13 protein-coding genes and 1 tRNA gene are annotated in these 15580 nt (G+C 65.9%); 9 read left to right on the top strand and 5 right to left on the bottom strand.

The window, feature by feature from the left end; genetic code table 11:
* The first annotated feature begins 33 nt into the window (after positions 1 to 33).
* The 8 genes from Q8O14_14045 (at position 34) to Q8O14_14010 (ending at position 6145) form a co-directional block, all read left to right on the top strand.
* Complete coding sequence (locus Q8O14_14045; protein MDP2361848.1) at positions 34 to 990, top strand: ATP-binding cassette domain-containing protein; 957 nt, start codon at positions 34 to 36, stop codon at positions 988 to 990.
* Positions 991 to 1048: 58 nt separating this feature from the next.
* Positions 1049 to 1759: an ABC transporter permease gene (locus tag Q8O14_14040; GenBank protein ID MDP2361847.1), complete on the top strand. Its 711-nt coding sequence runs from the start codon at positions 1049 to 1051 to the stop codon at positions 1757 to 1759.
* A 3-nt stretch (positions 1760 to 1762) separates the two neighbouring features.
* Positions 1763 to 3391 (top strand): GldG family protein, encoded by a 1629-nt coding sequence (locus Q8O14_14035; protein ID MDP2361846.1) that lies wholly within the window; start codon positions 1763 to 1765, stop codon positions 3389 to 3391.
* A gap of 11 nt (positions 3392 to 3402) precedes the next feature.
* A complete protein-coding gene (locus Q8O14_14030; GenBank protein MDP2361845.1) occupies positions 3403 to 4347 on the top strand; it encodes a DUF4340 domain-containing protein in 945 nt (314 codons plus the stop codon).
* 154 nt (positions 4348 to 4501) lie between these two features.
* Positions 4502 to 4966: a 30S ribosomal protein S6 gene (gene rpsF, locus Q8O14_14025; protein MDP2361844.1), complete on the top strand. Its 465-nt coding sequence runs from the start codon at positions 4502 to 4504 to the stop codon at positions 4964 to 4966.
* Complete coding sequence (rpsR, locus tag Q8O14_14020; protein ID MDP2361843.1) at positions 4966 to 5190, top strand: 30S ribosomal protein S18; 225 nt, start codon at positions 4966 to 4968, stop codon at positions 5188 to 5190. The genes rpsF and rpsR overlap by 1 nt, the downstream gene beginning before the upstream one ends.
* A gap of 11 nt (positions 5191 to 5201) precedes the next feature.
* Positions 5202 to 5774, top strand: a complete 573-nt coding sequence (gene rplI / locus Q8O14_14015) for a 50S ribosomal protein L9 (GenBank protein MDP2361842.1) — start codon at positions 5202 to 5204, stop codon at positions 5772 to 5774.
* A 92-nt stretch (positions 5775 to 5866) separates the two neighbouring features.
* Positions 5867 to 6145, top strand: coding sequence for a hypothetical protein (locus Q8O14_14010; protein ID MDP2361841.1), 279 nt, complete (start codon positions 5867 to 5869; stop codon positions 6143 to 6145).
* A gap of 18 nt (positions 6146 to 6163) precedes the next feature.
* Here Q8O14_14010 and Q8O14_14005 read toward each other — a convergent pair whose 3' ends face one another.
* Positions 6164 to 7255, bottom strand: a complete 1092-nt coding sequence (locus Q8O14_14005) for a hypothetical protein (protein MDP2361840.1) — start codon at positions 7253 to 7255, stop codon at positions 6164 to 6166.
* Between the two features lie 144 nt (positions 7256 to 7399).
* Entirely contained in the window at positions 7400 to 8179 is a 780-nt protein-coding gene (locus tag Q8O14_14000) for a class I SAM-dependent methyltransferase (GenBank protein MDP2361839.1), read from the bottom strand.
* 150 nt (positions 8180 to 8329) lie between these two features.
* On the opposite strand from Q8O14_14000, the gene Q8O14_13995 reads away from it, so the two are divergent.
* Positions 8330 to 8400: transfer RNA gene (locus Q8O14_13995), tRNA-Gln, on the top strand.
* A gap of 119 nt (positions 8401 to 8519) precedes the next feature.
* Here Q8O14_13995 and Q8O14_13990 read toward each other — a convergent pair.
* The 3 genes from Q8O14_13990 to Q8O14_13980 form a co-directional block, all read right to left on the bottom strand.
* Entirely contained in the window at positions 8520 to 9869 is a 1350-nt protein-coding gene (locus tag Q8O14_13990) for an Ig-like domain-containing protein (GenBank protein MDP2361838.1), read from the bottom strand.
* A gap of 273 nt (positions 9870 to 10142) precedes the next feature.
* On the bottom strand, positions 10143 to 11183 hold the full coding sequence (locus tag Q8O14_13985; GenBank protein MDP2361837.1) for a hypothetical protein: 1041 nt from the start codon (positions 11181 to 11183) through the stop codon (positions 10143 to 10145).
* A 262-nt stretch (positions 11184 to 11445) separates the two neighbouring features.
* Positions 11446 to 15066 carry a hypothetical protein gene (locus tag Q8O14_13980; GenBank protein MDP2361836.1) on the bottom strand — a complete coding sequence of 1207 codons (3621 nt, stop codon included), beginning with the start codon at positions 15064 to 15066 and terminating at the stop codon, positions 11446 to 11448.
* Positions 15067 to 15580 lie beyond the last annotated feature (514 nt).

Genomic DNA, 15580 nt, shown 5'->3' with positions numbered 1-15580 from the left:
TGATTCCCGGCAGACAAGCAGAGGCACAAGGACATGATCCGGATCGAGCAGCTCAGCAAGAACTACGGTCCCGTGGAGGCCTTGCGGGACGTGAGCCTGACCGTGGAGTCGGGCGAGATCGTCGGCCTGCTGGGACCCAACGGCGCCGGCAAGACAACGGCCATGAAGGTGGTCACCTGCTACATGCCGCCCAGTTCCGGCCGGGTCAGCGTGGACGGCCTGGACACGATTGAACAGGCTCTTGAAGTCCGCCGGCGGATCGGCTACCTGGCCGAGCACAATCCCCTCTACCACGACATGAGCGTGGCCGAGTATCTGGACTTCGCCGCGCGCCTGCACGGCCTGCCGTCCTCCCGGGCACCGGCCGCCATCACACGCGCCGTGGGCCGCTGCGGATTGGGGGACTACCGCCACCGGCTCATTGGCCAGCTCTCCAAGGGCTATCGCCAAAGGGTCGGCCTGGCCCAGGCCATTCTCCACGACCCGGAGGTGCTCATCCTGGACGAGCCCACCTCCGGGCTGGACCCCAACCAGATCCTCGAGATCCGCCACCTCATCAAGGAGCTGGGCCGGGCCAAGACCGTGATCCTCTCCACACACATCATGCAGGAGGTGGAGGCGGTCTGCAGCCGCGTCCTCATCATCAACCGCGGGCGCATCGTGGCCGACGACACGGCGGAGAACCTGCTGCGCCAGCGGGCCGGCGTCGTGCGCACGACGGCCGAGCTGGCCACCGGCGGCCGGGAGGCCGCGGCTGTGGAGCGGCTGCTGCGCGAGCGGCTGCCCCTGGGGGAGCTGGACGCCCGCGCCACGGACCAGGGCCTGCGCGTCACCCTGACGCCGGCGGCCGGCGAGGATCTGCGCGAGCCGCTCTTCCGCCTGGCCGTGGAACAAGGCTGGGTGCTGCTCGAACTGTCGCGTTCACAGAACACGCTGGAGGACGTCTTCCGCGAGCTCACGCTCGAAGCGCCCCGGGAGGCGGCGGCATGAGTGGCATGACGCGGCATCGGACCCACAGGCTGTCGACGGGCCAGACGGGAGGAGAGGCATGAACGCGGTGCTCGCCATCTGGCGGCGGGAAGTGCTGGCCTATTTCAACAGCGCCGTCGCCTATCTTTTTGTCACGGTCTTCCTGCTGCTGGCCGGTTGGTTCTTCTTCAGCGGCTTCTTCATCGGAGGACAGGCGGAAATCCGCGGTCTGCTGGAGCTGATCCCCCTCCTCTTCATCTTTTTCGTGCCGGCCCTCACCATGCGTCTCATCAGCGAGGAATGGCGCTCGGGCACGCTGGAGCTGCTGGTGACCTACCCGGTGCGCGACCACGAGATCGTGCTGGGGAAGTTCCTGGCGGCGCTCAGCCTGCTGGCCGTCACCATCGCCGGCACCCTGGCCTGGACCCTGACCGTATCCGCCCTGGGCGACCTGGACACGGGCATGGTGCTCACCGGCTATCTGGGCATGCTGCTGATGGGGGCGGCCTACACGGCCATCGGCCTGCTCGCCTCCAGTCTCACGCCCAACCAGATCGTGGGCTTCATCCTGGGCATCGCCATGATCCTCGTCCTCTTCCTGCTGGACAAAGTGCTCTTCTTCATTCCAGCCCGGCTGGTGGGCCTGTTCGAGTACCTGGCGGTGGACGCCCACTACCACAGCATGATCCGGGGCGTGGTGGACAGCCGCGATCTGGTCTACTATGGCACGCTGATCGCGCTGGCCTTGTATCTGGCGGGGCTCAGCCTGGGCCGCCGCAGGGGGAACTGAGCGATGAGGACCTTTTTCACGGGCCGTCGGCGCGGCAACCTCTGGCTGGTGCTGGCTGTCCTGGCCGCCCTCAATGTGGCCGGCCTGATCCATTTCGGCCGCCTGGATCTGACCGACGGAGACATCTACACCCTCTCCGCCTACAGCCGCCGCCTGGTGGCGGAGCTGGAGGAGCCGGTCACCGTCAAAGTCTTTTTCAGCGAGGATGTGGGGCCGCAATTCAACCAGAACCGCACCTACCTGCGGGACATGCTGGACGACTACAAGGCCTTCAGCCACGGCCGTCTCAGCGTGGAGATGGTGGACCCCAAGGACAAGGAGGCTTTCGAGGAGCAGGCGCGCCGGTATCGGATCCAGCCCTTGCAGGCCCAGGTGCTGGAGAATGACGCCTTCACCTCGCGCATGGTGCACATGGGACTGGCCTTCCTCGCCGGCGACCGGACGGAGACGATTCCGGTCCTCACCGATGTGGGCGGCCTGGAGTACACGATCACCGGCACCCTGCGCCGCTTGACGACCACCCAGCTGCCCACTCTGGGCATCCTGCAGGGGCACGGCGAGCCGCCCCTGGCCGCGCCGGGCCGCCCCGGCCTGCCGCCGGAATCCGGACTGGGCCTGCTGGCCGAGATGCTGCGCAAGGATTACCAGGTGCGGCCCGTCCACCTGCCGTCCGTCGCGGGCATCCCGCCCGAGATCGGCACCCTGCTGTGGGTCAAGCCAAGCCAGCCCGTGGACACGGCCACCCTCTACCACCTCGACCAGTTTCTCATGCGGGGCGGCAAGCTGGGGCTCTTCCTGGACCAGGTGGAGGCCGACCTGCAGACCCAGCAGGCGCGACCGGTGGACCTGGGTCTGGCTTCCTGGCTGGCCCACTACGGGCTCCGCCTGCAGGAAGCACTGCTGGCCGACCTCAGTTGCGGCAACGTGCAGGTGCGCCAGGGCGGCGGCGGCTTGATGTCCCTCTTCGCCGTGACCCTGCGCTACCCACTGTTCGTCCAGGTGAAGGACTTCGCCGCCGACCACGCCATCAGCCGCGACTTGGCGGCCGCCGCCCTCTTCTTCCCCTCGCCCCTGGACACCAACGCCTTTGCCGCCGCCCGCGCCATGGGCGCCGAGGTGACGGTGATCGCCCGCAGCACGCCGCAGAGTGAAATCCAGGCGCCCCCCTACAACCTGGCACCACTGGAGCGCATCGATCGCGCCGTGGTGGACGAACGCTTCCACGCCGGTCCCCAGGTGCTGGCGGCCACCGTGGCGGGCCCCCTGGCCAGCGCTTTCGCCGGCAAGCCGGCGATCATGGCGGAGGGCGAGGGCGGAGCGCCTGGGCCACCGCATCTTTCCACAGCCGCGGACAGTCGCATCGCCCTGGTGGGGGACGGCGATTTCCTGGTGGACGGCTACGCCCAGGCCGGCAACCTTGCCCTGGCGCAGAACATCACGGATTGGCTCAGCCTGGACGAGGGCCTCATCTCCATCCGGGGCAAAAGCCTGGCCGCCCGTCCGCTCAAGGAGTTGTCCGCCGCGGCGAAGAAGTGGATCAAGTGGTTGAACATCCTGGGTCTGCCGGGCCTCGTGATCGGCTTCGGTCTGCTGCGCTGGTCGGCCCGTCGCCGCCGCGCCCAGTCCCTTTGAGAGAGGTGCCCATGTCTCGCAAGAACCTCTACCTGACGGGCCTGCTTGGTCTCCTTCTCCTGCTCATCCTGCTGCCCAGGGTGATTCCGGAAGGGCGGGACTATCCCGCGCAGTTGGGCGAGGTGGACACGGCCGCCGTCAGCCGGGTGTGGATTGCCCAGGGGCGGGACTCGATCATGCTCGAGCGGCGCGAGGGGGTCTGGCAGGTGGGCGGGGATCAGGCCTGGCGGGCGGACGACCGCGCCGTCCAAGCCATGCTGGCGAGCCTGGCCAACCTGGATGTGGCGGCCCTGGCCAACGCCAACGACAATCTGCTGGCGGATGACCGCTATGGCCTGGGCGATGCCGCCGCCACCCGACTCAAGATCTGGGAAGGGGAGCGCCTGGCCTTGGCGGCGCGGGTGGGGAGGGCCAGCCAGGACTACCAGGGCAGCTTCGCCCGACGGGAAGAGGACCTGGCCATTTATCGCCTGACCCGTGAAGTGGGCGGTCGACTTTCAGTCTTGCCGGGGCGCTGGCTGGACAAGCTCGCCTTTCGCGCCAGCTCGGACAGCGTGGTCGCCATCGAGCTGGAGCGGTCGGACGGCCGCCTGGCCTTCGCCCGTGGCGACACGGCCTGGAGTGTGTCCTGGCAGCCCTTGCGGGGCCAAGGCTGGCATGGGGCGCGCGGCTCGGAGACCACTCTGCCCGGCCTGCTGGCCGCCTTGTCCAACCTGCGCCTGTCCGATCTGCCCACCCCTGCCCAGCGTGAAGCCCTGCGCGCGGCTCCCGCGGTGCTAAGCCACCACCTGACGCTGGCGGACGGCGGGCGGCACACCTTCCAATGGGCGCGCCTGGACAGTGAGGAGAATCTGGTCTTCCTGCGCCGTGAAGGGGAGGACCATTGGTTCGCCATGTATGCCGCTCTGCTTGACCGTTTGCTCGAGGCGCCATCCGCCTACAGGCAGTCACCTTGACGGAAGCGCCTGCCCCGTGAAGACTTCCGGGTGATCGCCTTGCGATTCCCCCCCTGCTCCGCTATACTCACTGCTTCCTTTTTCCCCTGCTTGACGCAGGTGGAATCCTTGCCATCCAGATGGGCTGGATGGCCTTAGTCCACAAGGAGATGCAATGAGTGAACTCCGTAACTACGAGATCACCTTCATTGCCGAGCCCAACTTCGACGATGAGCGGGTCAATTCCCTGGTGGGAAAGTACTCCGAGTTCATCGAGAAGAATGGCGGCACGGTGGAGAAGGTGGAACGCATGGGCAAGAAGCGGCTTGCCTACGCCGTCGAGAAGCGCCAGTACGGCTACTACATCTACAGCGAGGTGAAGATGCCGGGCGAGGCGGTGGCGCCGCTCAAGCGCTGGTTCGCCTTGTCCGAGGATGTCTTCCGCCACTTGGCCGTGCGCATGGATGAGCGCGACATGCGCCACAAGGCCCTCACCACGGACCACTACCGCAAGGAGATGGACCGCCGCAATGCCGCCACGCGTCCGGGCGCCCGTGAGGGCGGCGGCCGGGAAGGCTACCGGGAGGGTGGCCGCGAAGGGTATCGCGAGGGCGGGCGTCCGGAGCGGAGGGAAGACTGATGGCCTACCAGCGCAAGCGCATCTGCCGCTTCTGTGAAGCGGGCGTGAAGTATGTCGACTATCGCGACGAGAAGCGGGTCTCCCGTTTCCTGACCGAGCGGGGCAAGATCATTCCCCGCCGGGTGTCGGGCACCTGCGCCAAGCATCAGCGCATGTTGTCCACGGCCATCAAGCGGGCGCGCATCCTGGCCTTGCTGCCCTTCGTGTCCGACAACCCGGCCTAAGGAGGTGGAGCATGAAGGTTATACTGCGATCCGATATCGATAGCCTGGGCAAGATTGGCGAGCTGGTCAACGTCAAGCCCGGCTATGCCCGCAACTATCTGGTGCCCCAGGGTTTCGCCTATGTGGCCACTCCCGGCGCCCTGCGCCGATTCGAGGAGGAGAAGCTGCAGTTGGTGAGCGCCGCCGAGCGTGAGCGGGGCCGGGCCCTGGCGCTCAAGGCCCGCATCGAGGGCCACAGCTATCGTGTGGACATGAAGACGGGCGAGCAGGGTCGCCTCTATGGCAGTGTGACGGCCCAGACCATCGCCGACCTGCTGCACGAGGCGGGGATCGAGATCGACCGCCGCCGCATCAAGCTGGAGCAGCCGATCAAGGCCCTGGGCGAGTTCAAGGTGCCCATCAAGCTCTACGGCGAGATCACGGCCTCCGCCGGCGTGGTCGTCGCCGACGCTGATGCCCATGTGCGGGCCGCCATCGAGGCGGAAGTGGCCGCCGCCGAAGCCTTGGCCCGGGGCGAGGTTCCGGCCGCCCAACCGGCCGTCGAAGCAGAGGCGGAGACCGGGTACGGAGCGGAGGAAGCTTAATCCGCGCCTGATTCAAGCGTCATCCAGGGGGCCGATCGGCCCCCTTTTTCCATGCTGTGGTCCGGCACTTCAACCGGAATGGGGAGGATGCGATGGATCTGTTGCCCATGATTGGCCGCCACCCCTGGCTGACCGCCCTCCTGCTGGGCTTGGCGGCGCTGCTGGTTTACGCGGTGGCCAAACGGCTGCTCAAGCTGGCCCTCATCTTGGCGCTGGCCCTGGCGGGGCTGTTGCTTTGGATGCGCCTGACGGACCACCACCTGCCGCCAGAGGTGGAAGGTCTGGTGCGCAGAGCCGGCAAGACGGCCCAGCAAGCGGTCGAGAAGTCGGGGGAACTGCTCCGCAAGGGTGAGGAAGCCCTGGACAAGTAGGTGCCGGGAAGCGCCGGTTCAGCCGACCACCCACACCTGATTGCCAAGGGAGAGGGCCAGCAGACCGCGGGCGGGCAGGGCAAGCAGCCCCGGGCGGCGCGGCAGAGTCAATTGGCCACGCATGACGCCCTGGGGCGAGATCTGATGCAAGACCATCTGCCCGTCCACCACCCAGATCCAGCCACGTCCGTCCACCACGGGCGGCAGGCCCGCGCTGGCCAAGGGTAGTCGCCAGAGCAGGTCATAGTTGCGATCCAGGGCGTAGAGGGCCTCTTCGCCCAAGCCGATCCAGCCGCCGCGGGGCCGTGCCGCCAGCAGGAGCGGCTCCAGCATCTCGCTCAGGGGCGTGCCCTGGCGGTCCACGAAGACGGTGCGGCCGGAGGCGTCCAGGAAGCCACACTCCTCGTCACGGTTGAGCACCGGCGGGTGGGCCAGATCCCCGCCGGGGAACCACCACTCCACTTCGCCCATGGCCGAGCAGCAGAGGCATCCCAGCTCGTGCTGCAACACCATGCGACCATCCCGGTAGAGGGTGGGCGGGTGGAGGGGCGGTCCGGAGGACGCATGCATGCCGTCCCGCCGGAAGCTGAGGCGCAGAGCCAGGAAGTCCTGGTGGAAGTGGACCTGCAGATCGCCGGCTCCGGAGAAGACGAGGAGGCGGCCATCCGCGGAGGCGGCCAATCCACCGCTGGCATGGAAGGAGGAGTCCGGGCTGGTGGTCAGGACGCGCAAGGCGCCATCCGGATCGAGGACCTGGATGGCATGGGGATTGACGAGGGCGCAGCGCCCGCCGGCCAGCCACAGGCCGGGACCCCAGCCGTGCCCTTCGTCCGCCTTGTGGAGGGCGCTATCCGCTTCCAGTTCGACGTGCCGTTGGTGCGTGCCATCCGGCCCCCACTGGTCGAAGGTCGTCCCCTGCACCAGGGACCAACCGCCACCCGGCGCCGACAGGCAGCAACCGGGGTCGGCGGGGACAGGAAGCGGCAGGGTGCGCATGCGGCCCAGGTCAGGCGGACCCGGGAGAGTTGAGCAGGAGCTGTTGGCGGCGTCGGCCAGACGTCGATTCCAGGGCAGGAGCGCCGGCGAGTAGGGGGAAAAAGGGATCAGCATGGGAAGCAGGCCCGCTCATCGGTTGAATTGCAGCCCGTCAACTCCCTCCTTTTCTGGCGGCGGTGCGGCATGCCCACTGCCCTTCGGGAACCTGTACCGCCGAGTTTCCCGAAGTCTCGAATCCGCCCCGGCAACGGGGCGGATTCACATCCGCCGGGCGCAGAGCACCAGATCGTGGCTGTCCGCGTGATAGAGCTCGCCTTTGAGCGAGCCGTAGACCTGGACTTCCCCGAAACCAGCGGCCAACACCAGCTCCTGCAATGGGCCGGCATCAAGGGCGAGCAGGCGATCGCTCTTCACCTGGCGGATCCAACGCCCGGGGCCGTCCTCCTCGATCCGGACCAGATGCACGCGCGCCACCGCGTCCTTCACTTCAATCATTTTGAGGAAGTGGCGCAGGGGGCGGCCGTCGACGAAATCGGTCTTGAGCGGAAAGAAGGCCTGGGCCGGGTTGCGGAAGCGCTGGTAGTTGAGCACGTGGATGAGAAGCCCGCCGCGCCGCGCCAGGCGGTCGCGGAAGGCGGCCAGCGCCCGACCGGCCTCCTCCTGGCTGGCCAGAAGGCACAGACTGTTGCCCAGGCAGAGCACGCCGTCCTGCGCCTCCAGGTCCGGGGGCTCCAGCAGATCGCCCAGGAGAAAGCGGCAGGCTCCCGGCGCCAGGGACAGCCATCCATCGTCTCCCGCCCTGGCTGGCGCCGCCAGGGCATGGGCCGTCTCCAGCATGGCGGGATCGCGATCCACGCCGGTCATGCGGAAGCCCATGGCCGCCAGGCCGAGGCAATGGCGGCCGCTGCCGCATGCCATGTCAAGGGCCTCGCGGGCATTCCAGCTACGCAGCCAGGCCCGCAGAAAGGGCAGCTCGCGGTCGAGGCGGGCCTGCCAGTTGGTGGCTCGGTCGAAATCGGTGCCGATGGTGAAGCTCATGTGATGATCCCGCTTGACCACTCCATGATAGCATGGCGTCGGGGTTTCGACCCTGCCGCCGCCTTGTGCGTCGGGTGTGGGAGGGGGGCGCCGGCGGGCGGCTCTTGACTTTGTCGCGCACCGGTCTATATTACCAGCCTTCGTACCTGTTGGGCTGTCGTCTAATGGCAGGACAACGGATTCTGGTTCCGTGAATTGGGGTTCGAGTCCCTGCAGCCCAGTGATCAAGCGGCCGCCCTGTGCGGCCGCTTACAATTTGTGAGACACTCCCGCCTCAGCCCAGACATGAAGAAGCCCCGGCCGGGGCCGGGGCTTCCATTGCGGGACGATGTCGGGGAGCTTACTTGACCAGCAACATGCGACCACTCTGCACCTGGCCCATGGACTCCAGGCGATAGAGGTAGAGACCGCTGCTCAGGTTCTCCGCGTTGAAGGTGACTTGGTGCTCGCCGCGCTCGGTCATGCCGTTCACCAGCGTTGCCACCACGTCGCCGGCCAGGTTGTGGACCGTCAGCTTCGCCACGGCCGTCTCGGGCAGGGTGAAGGAGATGGTCGTGGTTGGGTTGAAGGGGTTCGGGTAGTTCTGGCCGAGGACGAAGCTCTGCGCCGTCTCATTGGCGTCGACGTTGCACTCCTCCCAGACCTTGCGCGCCGTGTTGGAGAGGTGCTGCGCTCCCGCGGCGTCGTAGAAGCTGGCCACGAGCAGGTCGGTGCCGGCCACGTAGCTGGTGAAGGTGAAGGAGGCCTGGCCGAAGTTGTCCGTGGTCAGGGTGCCGCTGCTCAGGCCGTTGTTGGGACCGAGCACCACATCGATCACCACGTCCTGGCCAACCACAACCTGGTTGTTGTCGTCGGTGATGGTCACGGTGACGGTGTGCGGGTCGCCCAGGCAGTTGACGGCCACGGTCGGGGAGAGCTGCGCATCCACGGGCAGCGGGTCACCACAGTCGCCCAGGGAGCGGGCGTACTCGATGCAGTTGCTTTGGAACTGGTTGAAGTGGGGGGCGATGCCATAGCAGTAGCCGCCCGGGATGTAGCACTCGGTGGGCTGGGTCATGGCCAGCACGGCGCCGGAACCGATGGTCCACTCGGCGCAGGTGGCCTGTCCCCAGGTGCCCGTGGCGATGACGTTGGCCGAGCCAGGCAGGTTGAGCAGGTCGTCATGGCTGGCATAGTTGCCGTCGAACATGGGGTAGGGCATGCCCGTCGCCAGGTAGTGCGGCCCGGTGAAGTAGTTGTAGTTGTCATAGTTCAGCACCGTGCTGACACCACCCGGCATGTTGATGCTGCCGCCCCAGGTGCCCGTCTGGTAAAGCATGACACCGCCGCCCTGCACGTAGGTCGTGAAGAGGCCCACCGCCGCGTTGACGTTGTCCTGGTAGATCGTGTCGTAGTAACCGGTGGTGCCGGCCGTGACGGCCACCATGCAGTAGTCGGACAGGGTTTCGCTGGTGATCATGTCGCTGGTGATGACCGTCACCACCGTGCCGGCCGCGGTGAAGAAGGGAACGATGTCTCCGCCCCAGGGCAGGAAGTCGCGAATGAGCAGGACGGGCTCGCCCGTGCGAGGGCCGTAGGTGCCAGGAACGGAGGGAACCTGGGCGTTCTGGTTGCGGGAACCCGTGTCCGCAAAGGTGACCTGGCCGAGGCCGAGGGCAAGCAGCACGACGGTTGTGGTAAGAGCCTTCATCGAGTCCTCCAAATGGTTGTGTTGGTGTTGTCTAGTTCAGGGCATTGTCAAGTTGGCAAGGGTCATGCCAATTGGAAAACAATGCCGATTTATGATCAGTTCGAAATTGGATCTTGCCTCCTGTTGCAATTCAATGTGTTTGCTGGATAACACGTGATCTGGAATGGTCATGTTGAACAATTCGATGCGTTGAATCATGATTCTGTCAAAGTTCCACTTGCCCACGACATTCACGCTGGTCATGTCTCCGGCAGGACACCCGATCCAGCAGCGTCACTTGACCAGGAGCATCCGTCCACTGCCCGCTTGGCCATCGGCCTCCAGGCGATAGAAGTAGAGCCCGCTGCCAAGATCATTGCCGTTGAAGGTGAAGCTGTGGGCGCCGCGCTCCAGCATGCCGTCCGCCAGGGTGGCCACCCGAGCGCCCGCCAAGTCGTGGATCAGGAGGCGGACCGGCCCCGTCTCCGCCAGGCTGAAGGAAATGGTTGTAACCGGATTGAAGGGATTCGGATGGTTGCCCATCAATTCAAAGGCGAGGGGCTTATCGTTGGCCGCCACGGGAATGCCCACGCAGTTGCCGGCCTCCATCATGTAGCCGATGGCGTTCTCAAGCAGGGTGGTCATGTGGACGTAGCTGCCATGGCAATCACCCCAGGGGATGTAGCACTCCAGCGGCTGCGTCATGGCCAGCGCGGTGCCGCCGCCCACCGCGTACTCCGCCGCCGTGGGCGCTCCGGCCAGATTGGTGATGTGGACCAGGGCCTCGTCGGGCAGGCCGACCAGGAGGTCGTGGCTGGCCAGGCTCCCCTCGAACTCCGGGAAGGGCATGCCCACCGACAAGGCGTTGGCGTCGGTGAAGACATTGAAGTCTTCGCCCCCCTCCACGGTTTGCACGCCGCCGGGGAGCTGCATGGCCGCACCCCAGGTGCCGGTCACATAGAGCAGGTGTCCGCCGTTGGCCAGATAACTGTTGAACAGACCCACCGCGTTGTTCAAGCGGATGGCGGTGGGGTTGAAGGCCTCCAGGGTACCTGCCGTGACGAAGACGACACAGTAGTCGTTCAGATTGGTGGAGGTGATCTGGGTTGTCGGGATCACGGTGACGTTGGCGCCCGCCGCCTCGAAGGCGGGCACCACATTCCCGCCCCAGGGCAGGAAGTCACGGATGACCAGCACATCCTGCGCGCCGCGCAGGGCGCCATGGCTCCCCGGAAAGGATGGCGTCCGTACCCCGGGATCCCGCAGGGCCGTGCTGGCGGCAACCAATTGGAGGGCGCACAGGGAGATGACAAAGGACAGACGCAGAGTCCTCATGGGAAGCCTCCTCGCTGAATGCTGCTGAAATCACCACGATTCGATTTTGCTGCGAGCGAAACAAGCAATCCCCATGCCACGATCTTCATGGGGATTTCAGCTTTTATGAAGTTGTACAGAGTGAATAATTACATAGTTAAAGTTCAGAGTTAATTGGAATCAACCTCCGCTGGCTCGTACGATTTCCGTCGTGCTGAACACTAAGGGACACAACAAAGCGGCCCCCGGATGGGGGCCGCCGCTGAGCTTGCTGGTCGACGTGTCAGTTGACGGCGCGCACCTGGAAAAGGCGCAGTTGGTTTGCCGCCGCGGGAATCTGGGCGCTGGTCGCGGCCGTGCTGAGGACCAGGTTCCAGGCTTCGCCCTGGCCGATGCTGACATAGACGTGGTAGGAGGCGGCCCCGTCCACAGCGGACCAGTCAAGCTGGATCTGGCCCCCAGCCATGGTGGAGATGACGAGTTGCGGCACGTCCAGGGCATGGACGAGATAGCTGCATGTTGCTGTCTCGGCGCTGTTGGCGTTGGGACTGGCATCCACCGCGCTCACCCGATAGCTGACGACTCCCGGTGCCGCCACTCCGGGCAGCTGTCCGCTCCAGTGATCGGGTCCGGCGGGGGAGAGGGACACGCTTTGCTCGCCGCCGCCGTTGACGGTGAACCTCATGTTAGCCGTCGCCACGCCGCTGGCGTCGGTGATCAGCGCCGTCACGAGGCGCGGCTCTTCGCTCCAGGTATCCTCCAGGCAGTCCAGGACGATGTGCGGCGCCTCGTTGTCGGGCGCGCCCACGATCAGGGTCACGGGCACAAGGACCGGATTCTCGTCCGGGTCGTTGCTCGCGATGGAAAGCTGACCGGCGTAGGTGCCCGCCTCCAGCGCACTGGCATCGAAGGAAAGAGTCAGGTTGCCGCTGCCGCCCGGCACCACTGTGCCGGAGAGCGGGGTCACCCCCAGCCAAGTCTCTTCGACCGCCAACTCCACTGCCAATCCATTGGTGACGTAGGGCGCATTGAAGACGACCTGCAGGCCATCCGTTCCAGCCGCGTTCTCGATGCCCACCGTGGCGCTGTTCAAGGTGCCGTTCATGCTCTGGTACTGGTAGACAATGCGGCCGTCGGCGTGGAGGATGACCTGGAAGGTCTGGTACTCGCTGGTGTTGTAGCGCGGGGCGGCTAGCCAGGAGACGATGAAGCGCTGGTTGGCGGCATCGGCCCGGTACTTGAGCATGCCCGCCGTGGTCACGTTGATATCGTCCCAGAAGGGGGCGATCAGGTTGTTGGGTTCATCGGCGAGCGGGATGCCCTGATTGGTGTAGGCTGTGCTGGTGCTGGTGAAACTGAGGAAGCCGTTGGTGCAGATCCTCACCGCAGTGTAGGTCGTGCCATAGTAGTCGAAGTCGAAGCCCAGGCCGAAGGGGCCCAGCATGGCATCGTCGCCTGTTCCGGCGTTGACGCCGGTGCCGCTGATGTCCACCCAGGCATAGGCCGGACCGCCCGCCTCGTTGCTGTCCTTCCAGCGGTAACCATAAGCGTCCGGGCCGCCGGCGGCGCGGTCGAAGGTGCCAACGCGCGGATCCTCCTCGCCTTTGGCCAGCTTCAGGGTGGGGATCCCACTCTGAAGGCTGCTGGTCGTGATGGCGGCCGACCATGACAATTCCGCCTGGCCCGTGTTGGCGATGCTCACGGTCTCCGAGCCAGTCTGGCCGGGAGCCAACTGCTTTGTGATGCTGGTCGGCGTGACGGCGATGTCGGGATAGAGGGGCTGGCCCAGGGCAGGCAGAATGATCTCGTCCACCCAGGCACAGTCGCTGCCGGTGTTCACCGAGCCGTCCTTGGAGTAGGTCCAGGTGAAGGTGCGTGCCCCGGCCGCGACCGGGTAGCTGGCGACAGTCCAATCCAGCGATCCGGACCACTGCGCCTGCTGCACCCCGTCGATGTAGAAGCGCAAGTAATCGTAGTTGGCTTCGGAGGAAACCCGGTAGGCGAAGGAGATGGTGCTGGCCGAGGCCACCTGCAGGGCGAGGGTCATGGAGGAGGTCTGGTTGTGCGTGATGGCGCCGCTGCGGGCGGCCCGCGTGCCCTGATAGGTCACGTCGCTCACCACGGTCCAGGGCAGATTGCCGCCCTGGGTCCAGTTCCAGGCGCTGAAGTCCCCCGTCTCGAAGGACTCGGCGGTGAGGCCGCTCGCCAGGTTGAACGCGAGGGTGGTGGCATAACCGCCGTTGGCGCTCACCGCCAGACTGAAGGAAACCACGTGACCCACCGGGGTGGCGGGGTCCACCTGGACGGAGAAGGAATTGGTGGAGGCGGCGCTGCCGCCAAAGGGGATGTCGGGCCAGGCGCCGTTGGCGTCCGTGACGGTGACATAGGGGCTGCTCTCGCTGAGCACGGCCGTGATCCCGCTGGCCGCGGCGCCGCTGTTGGCCAGGGTGATGATGATGACCGGCGACTCGCCCGGATCGAGGGCGCCGTCGTTGCCATCCACCACGCTGACGCCGGCCAGGGCCAGCAGCGGCACGGTGGGCGGGGCGTCGTCGACGCCGTCCAGGACGCCAGGATTGAGGCCGAGCGGGTCCAGCCACTCCATCAGGCGGCTGGAGGCGCTGCCGCCGTAGTTCCAGCTCATGCTGAACTTGCCGTACCAGTCCGACGTGATGCTGGAGCAACTGGCGTAGCCGCCGTGCAGCTGTCCGATGATGCGATGGTTCTGGTCGAAGAGGGGGCTGCCGGAGCTGCCGCCCTCGGTCGTGCCGTCCTCCCACTGCCCGACCTTCCAATGGCTGTTGGCGATTCCCTGAGTTCCCAGATAGCGGTCGCTGATGGCGGCCTGTGAGTCAAAGGAGATCTTCTTGATGTCGCCCGATGGGTGGTGTATGCCCACGTTGCTGGTGGAGGGAGTATCAATGGCGGACCAGCCGGCGAAATGGGCGTTGTAGCTGGCGGGGATGTTCTCGTTCAACTCGACCAGCGTGAAGTCAGAGGCCGTGTTGGTGGCCCGCAGGGTGCAGCCTGTGACCGAGGTGTAGGTCACGTTCTGGTTGGCGCAACCGGGGCTTTCGTAGTTGAAGACGAAGATGTTGCTGCCCGTGCCCACACCGCAGTGGTTGGCGGTCAGGAAGTATTGGCGCAGATCCTGGGCCGTGTTGTTGACGAGCGAGCCCGAACAGAGGGCGGAACCGCCCGAGGTGAGGATCATCACCACGGCGCGCTTCTCCGTCTGCCAGGGGGCGCCCTCCGGACAATTGACGTTGTTGTTGCAGCTGCCGGAATCGCCATATCCACGGTCCGCCTCCACCCGCCCGAACACATTGCGGTAGGCGTGGACGACGCTGGAGAGGCGGATCTCCCCCGTGAAGGCGGCCCAGGCCGGCTCGTAGTACTCAAGGACCACGGCATCGCCGGGCAGGGGCTGGGTGGCGAAGCTGCCGTCCACCGAACAGGAGCTGTTGTACTCGGTGAAGGCGCCGATGACCTGACTTTGGTCGTCGCTGCTGAGGAAGAACTCGGCTCCGGGAGGCAGGTGGAAGCGATCGTATTGGATGTTGAGGCTGTAGGCCCCAGGGCTGGCCAGGCGCAGGCGCCAGACGCGGCCGCCGTCGGGCAAGGCGGCCCAGACCCCAGCGTTCTGCAGATCCAATTCCACGGGAATGGGGGCGCCGAAGCGCCAGGGGGTGGTCGTCTTGTCGGCCGCCTCGTCTTCCGCCAGGAAACGCCCCACATCGGGCGCCGGCAGGGAGACGGTGGGCACGACAGCGGCCAGCGCGTGACGAAAACTGGGCGGTGTGCCGCCGGCGCTGACCTGGGCCAGGGCCGGTTGCAGGCTGGCCATCAGCAGGAGCAGCGGCACAACCCGACGGACCCTGGATACGATGCCTGCGCAGATCATGGATTTCTCCTCCGGCTTGATTGAGCCGCCCTGCCCGGGAATCAGGCAAGGCGGGCAACAGTTGATGTGGTCATTACGGTTGAGCGAAGCTTATCAAGCAAAATTCAGGCCTTGTGCATGATTCCACACACAAGAGCTCTTTTTTTCATTGGCATGATGGGATGTTCAAAATTCACAGTCAGGCAGTGTCCGGGTTGTTCGATTCCCGCCCCGCCCAGGACATGGGATGCAAGAAAGAAGCGGGGTTTTGTCCCCGCTCTGGAAAGTTTGACTCGCCCCCAGTTTTCTTGGACACAAAAGTGAGGTAAATCTCATGGTCCAAGGAGAGGAGAGCCGCATGCCCATCGAGAGGTTCACGCCACCCGCGCCCGGTGCGCCGGAAGGAGCGCGTAGCGCGACTGGAGGCGCGCCGGGCGCAGCGCCCGCCGCAGTCATCCGGTGGTCGGCCAACCGCAAGAAGGACGTCGTGCTGCGCCTGCTGCGCGGCGAGTCCCTGGACGCCCTGTCCCGTGAA

Source organism: bacterium (assembly GCA_030685015.1).
Classification (GTDB): Bacteria; CAIWAD01; CAIWAD01; order CAIWAD01; family CAIWAD01; genus CAIWAD01.
Note: the sequence above shows the minus strand (reverse complement) of the source record. Positions and strands in the feature narration are given on the sequence as shown.

Excerpts from the sequence above, each read along its gene's own strand:
- Q8O14_14045 (MDP2361848.1), top strand. The coding sequence starts at position 34 with ATGATCCGGATCGAGCAGCTCAGCAAGAACTACGGTCCCGTGGAGGCC.
- Q8O14_14040 (MDP2361847.1), top strand. The coding sequence starts at position 1,049 with ATGAACGCGGTGCTCGCCATCTGGCGGCGGGAAGTGCTGGCCTATTTC.
- Q8O14_14035 (MDP2361846.1), top strand. The coding sequence starts at position 1,763 with ATGAGGACCTTTTTCACGGGCCGTCGGCGCGGCAACCTCTGGCTGGTG.
- Q8O14_14030 (MDP2361845.1), top strand. The coding sequence starts at position 3,403 with ATGTCTCGCAAGAACCTCTACCTGACGGGCCTGCTTGGTCTCCTTCTC.
- rpsF (MDP2361844.1), top strand. The coding sequence starts at position 4,502 with ATGAGTGAACTCCGTAACTACGAGATCACCTTCATTGCCGAGCCCAAC.
- rpsR (MDP2361843.1), top strand. The coding sequence starts at position 4,966 with ATGGCCTACCAGCGCAAGCGCATCTGCCGCTTCTGTGAAGCGGGCGTG.
- rplI (MDP2361842.1), top strand. The coding sequence starts at position 5,202 with ATGAAGGTTATACTGCGATCCGATATCGATAGCCTGGGCAAGATTGGC.
- Q8O14_14010 (MDP2361841.1), top strand. The coding sequence starts at position 5,867 with ATGGATCTGTTGCCCATGATTGGCCGCCACCCCTGGCTGACCGCCCTC.
- Q8O14_14005 (MDP2361840.1), bottom strand. The coding sequence starts at position 7,255 with ATGCTGATCCCTTTTTCCCCCTACTCGCCGGCGCTCCTGCCCTGGAAT.
- Q8O14_14000 (MDP2361839.1), bottom strand. The coding sequence starts at position 8,179 with ATGAGCTTCACCATCGGCACCGATTTCGACCGAGCCACCAACTGGCAG.
- Q8O14_13990 (MDP2361838.1), bottom strand. The coding sequence starts at position 9,869 with ATGAAGGCTCTTACCACAACCGTCGTGCTGCTTGCCCTCGGCCTCGGC.
- Q8O14_13985 (MDP2361837.1), bottom strand. The coding sequence starts at position 11,183 with ATGAGGACTCTGCGTCTGTCCTTTGTCATCTCCCTGTGCGCCCTCCAA.
- Q8O14_13980 (MDP2361836.1), bottom strand. The coding sequence starts at position 15,066 with ATGATCTGCGCAGGCATCGTATCCAGGGTCCGTCGGGTTGTGCCGCTG.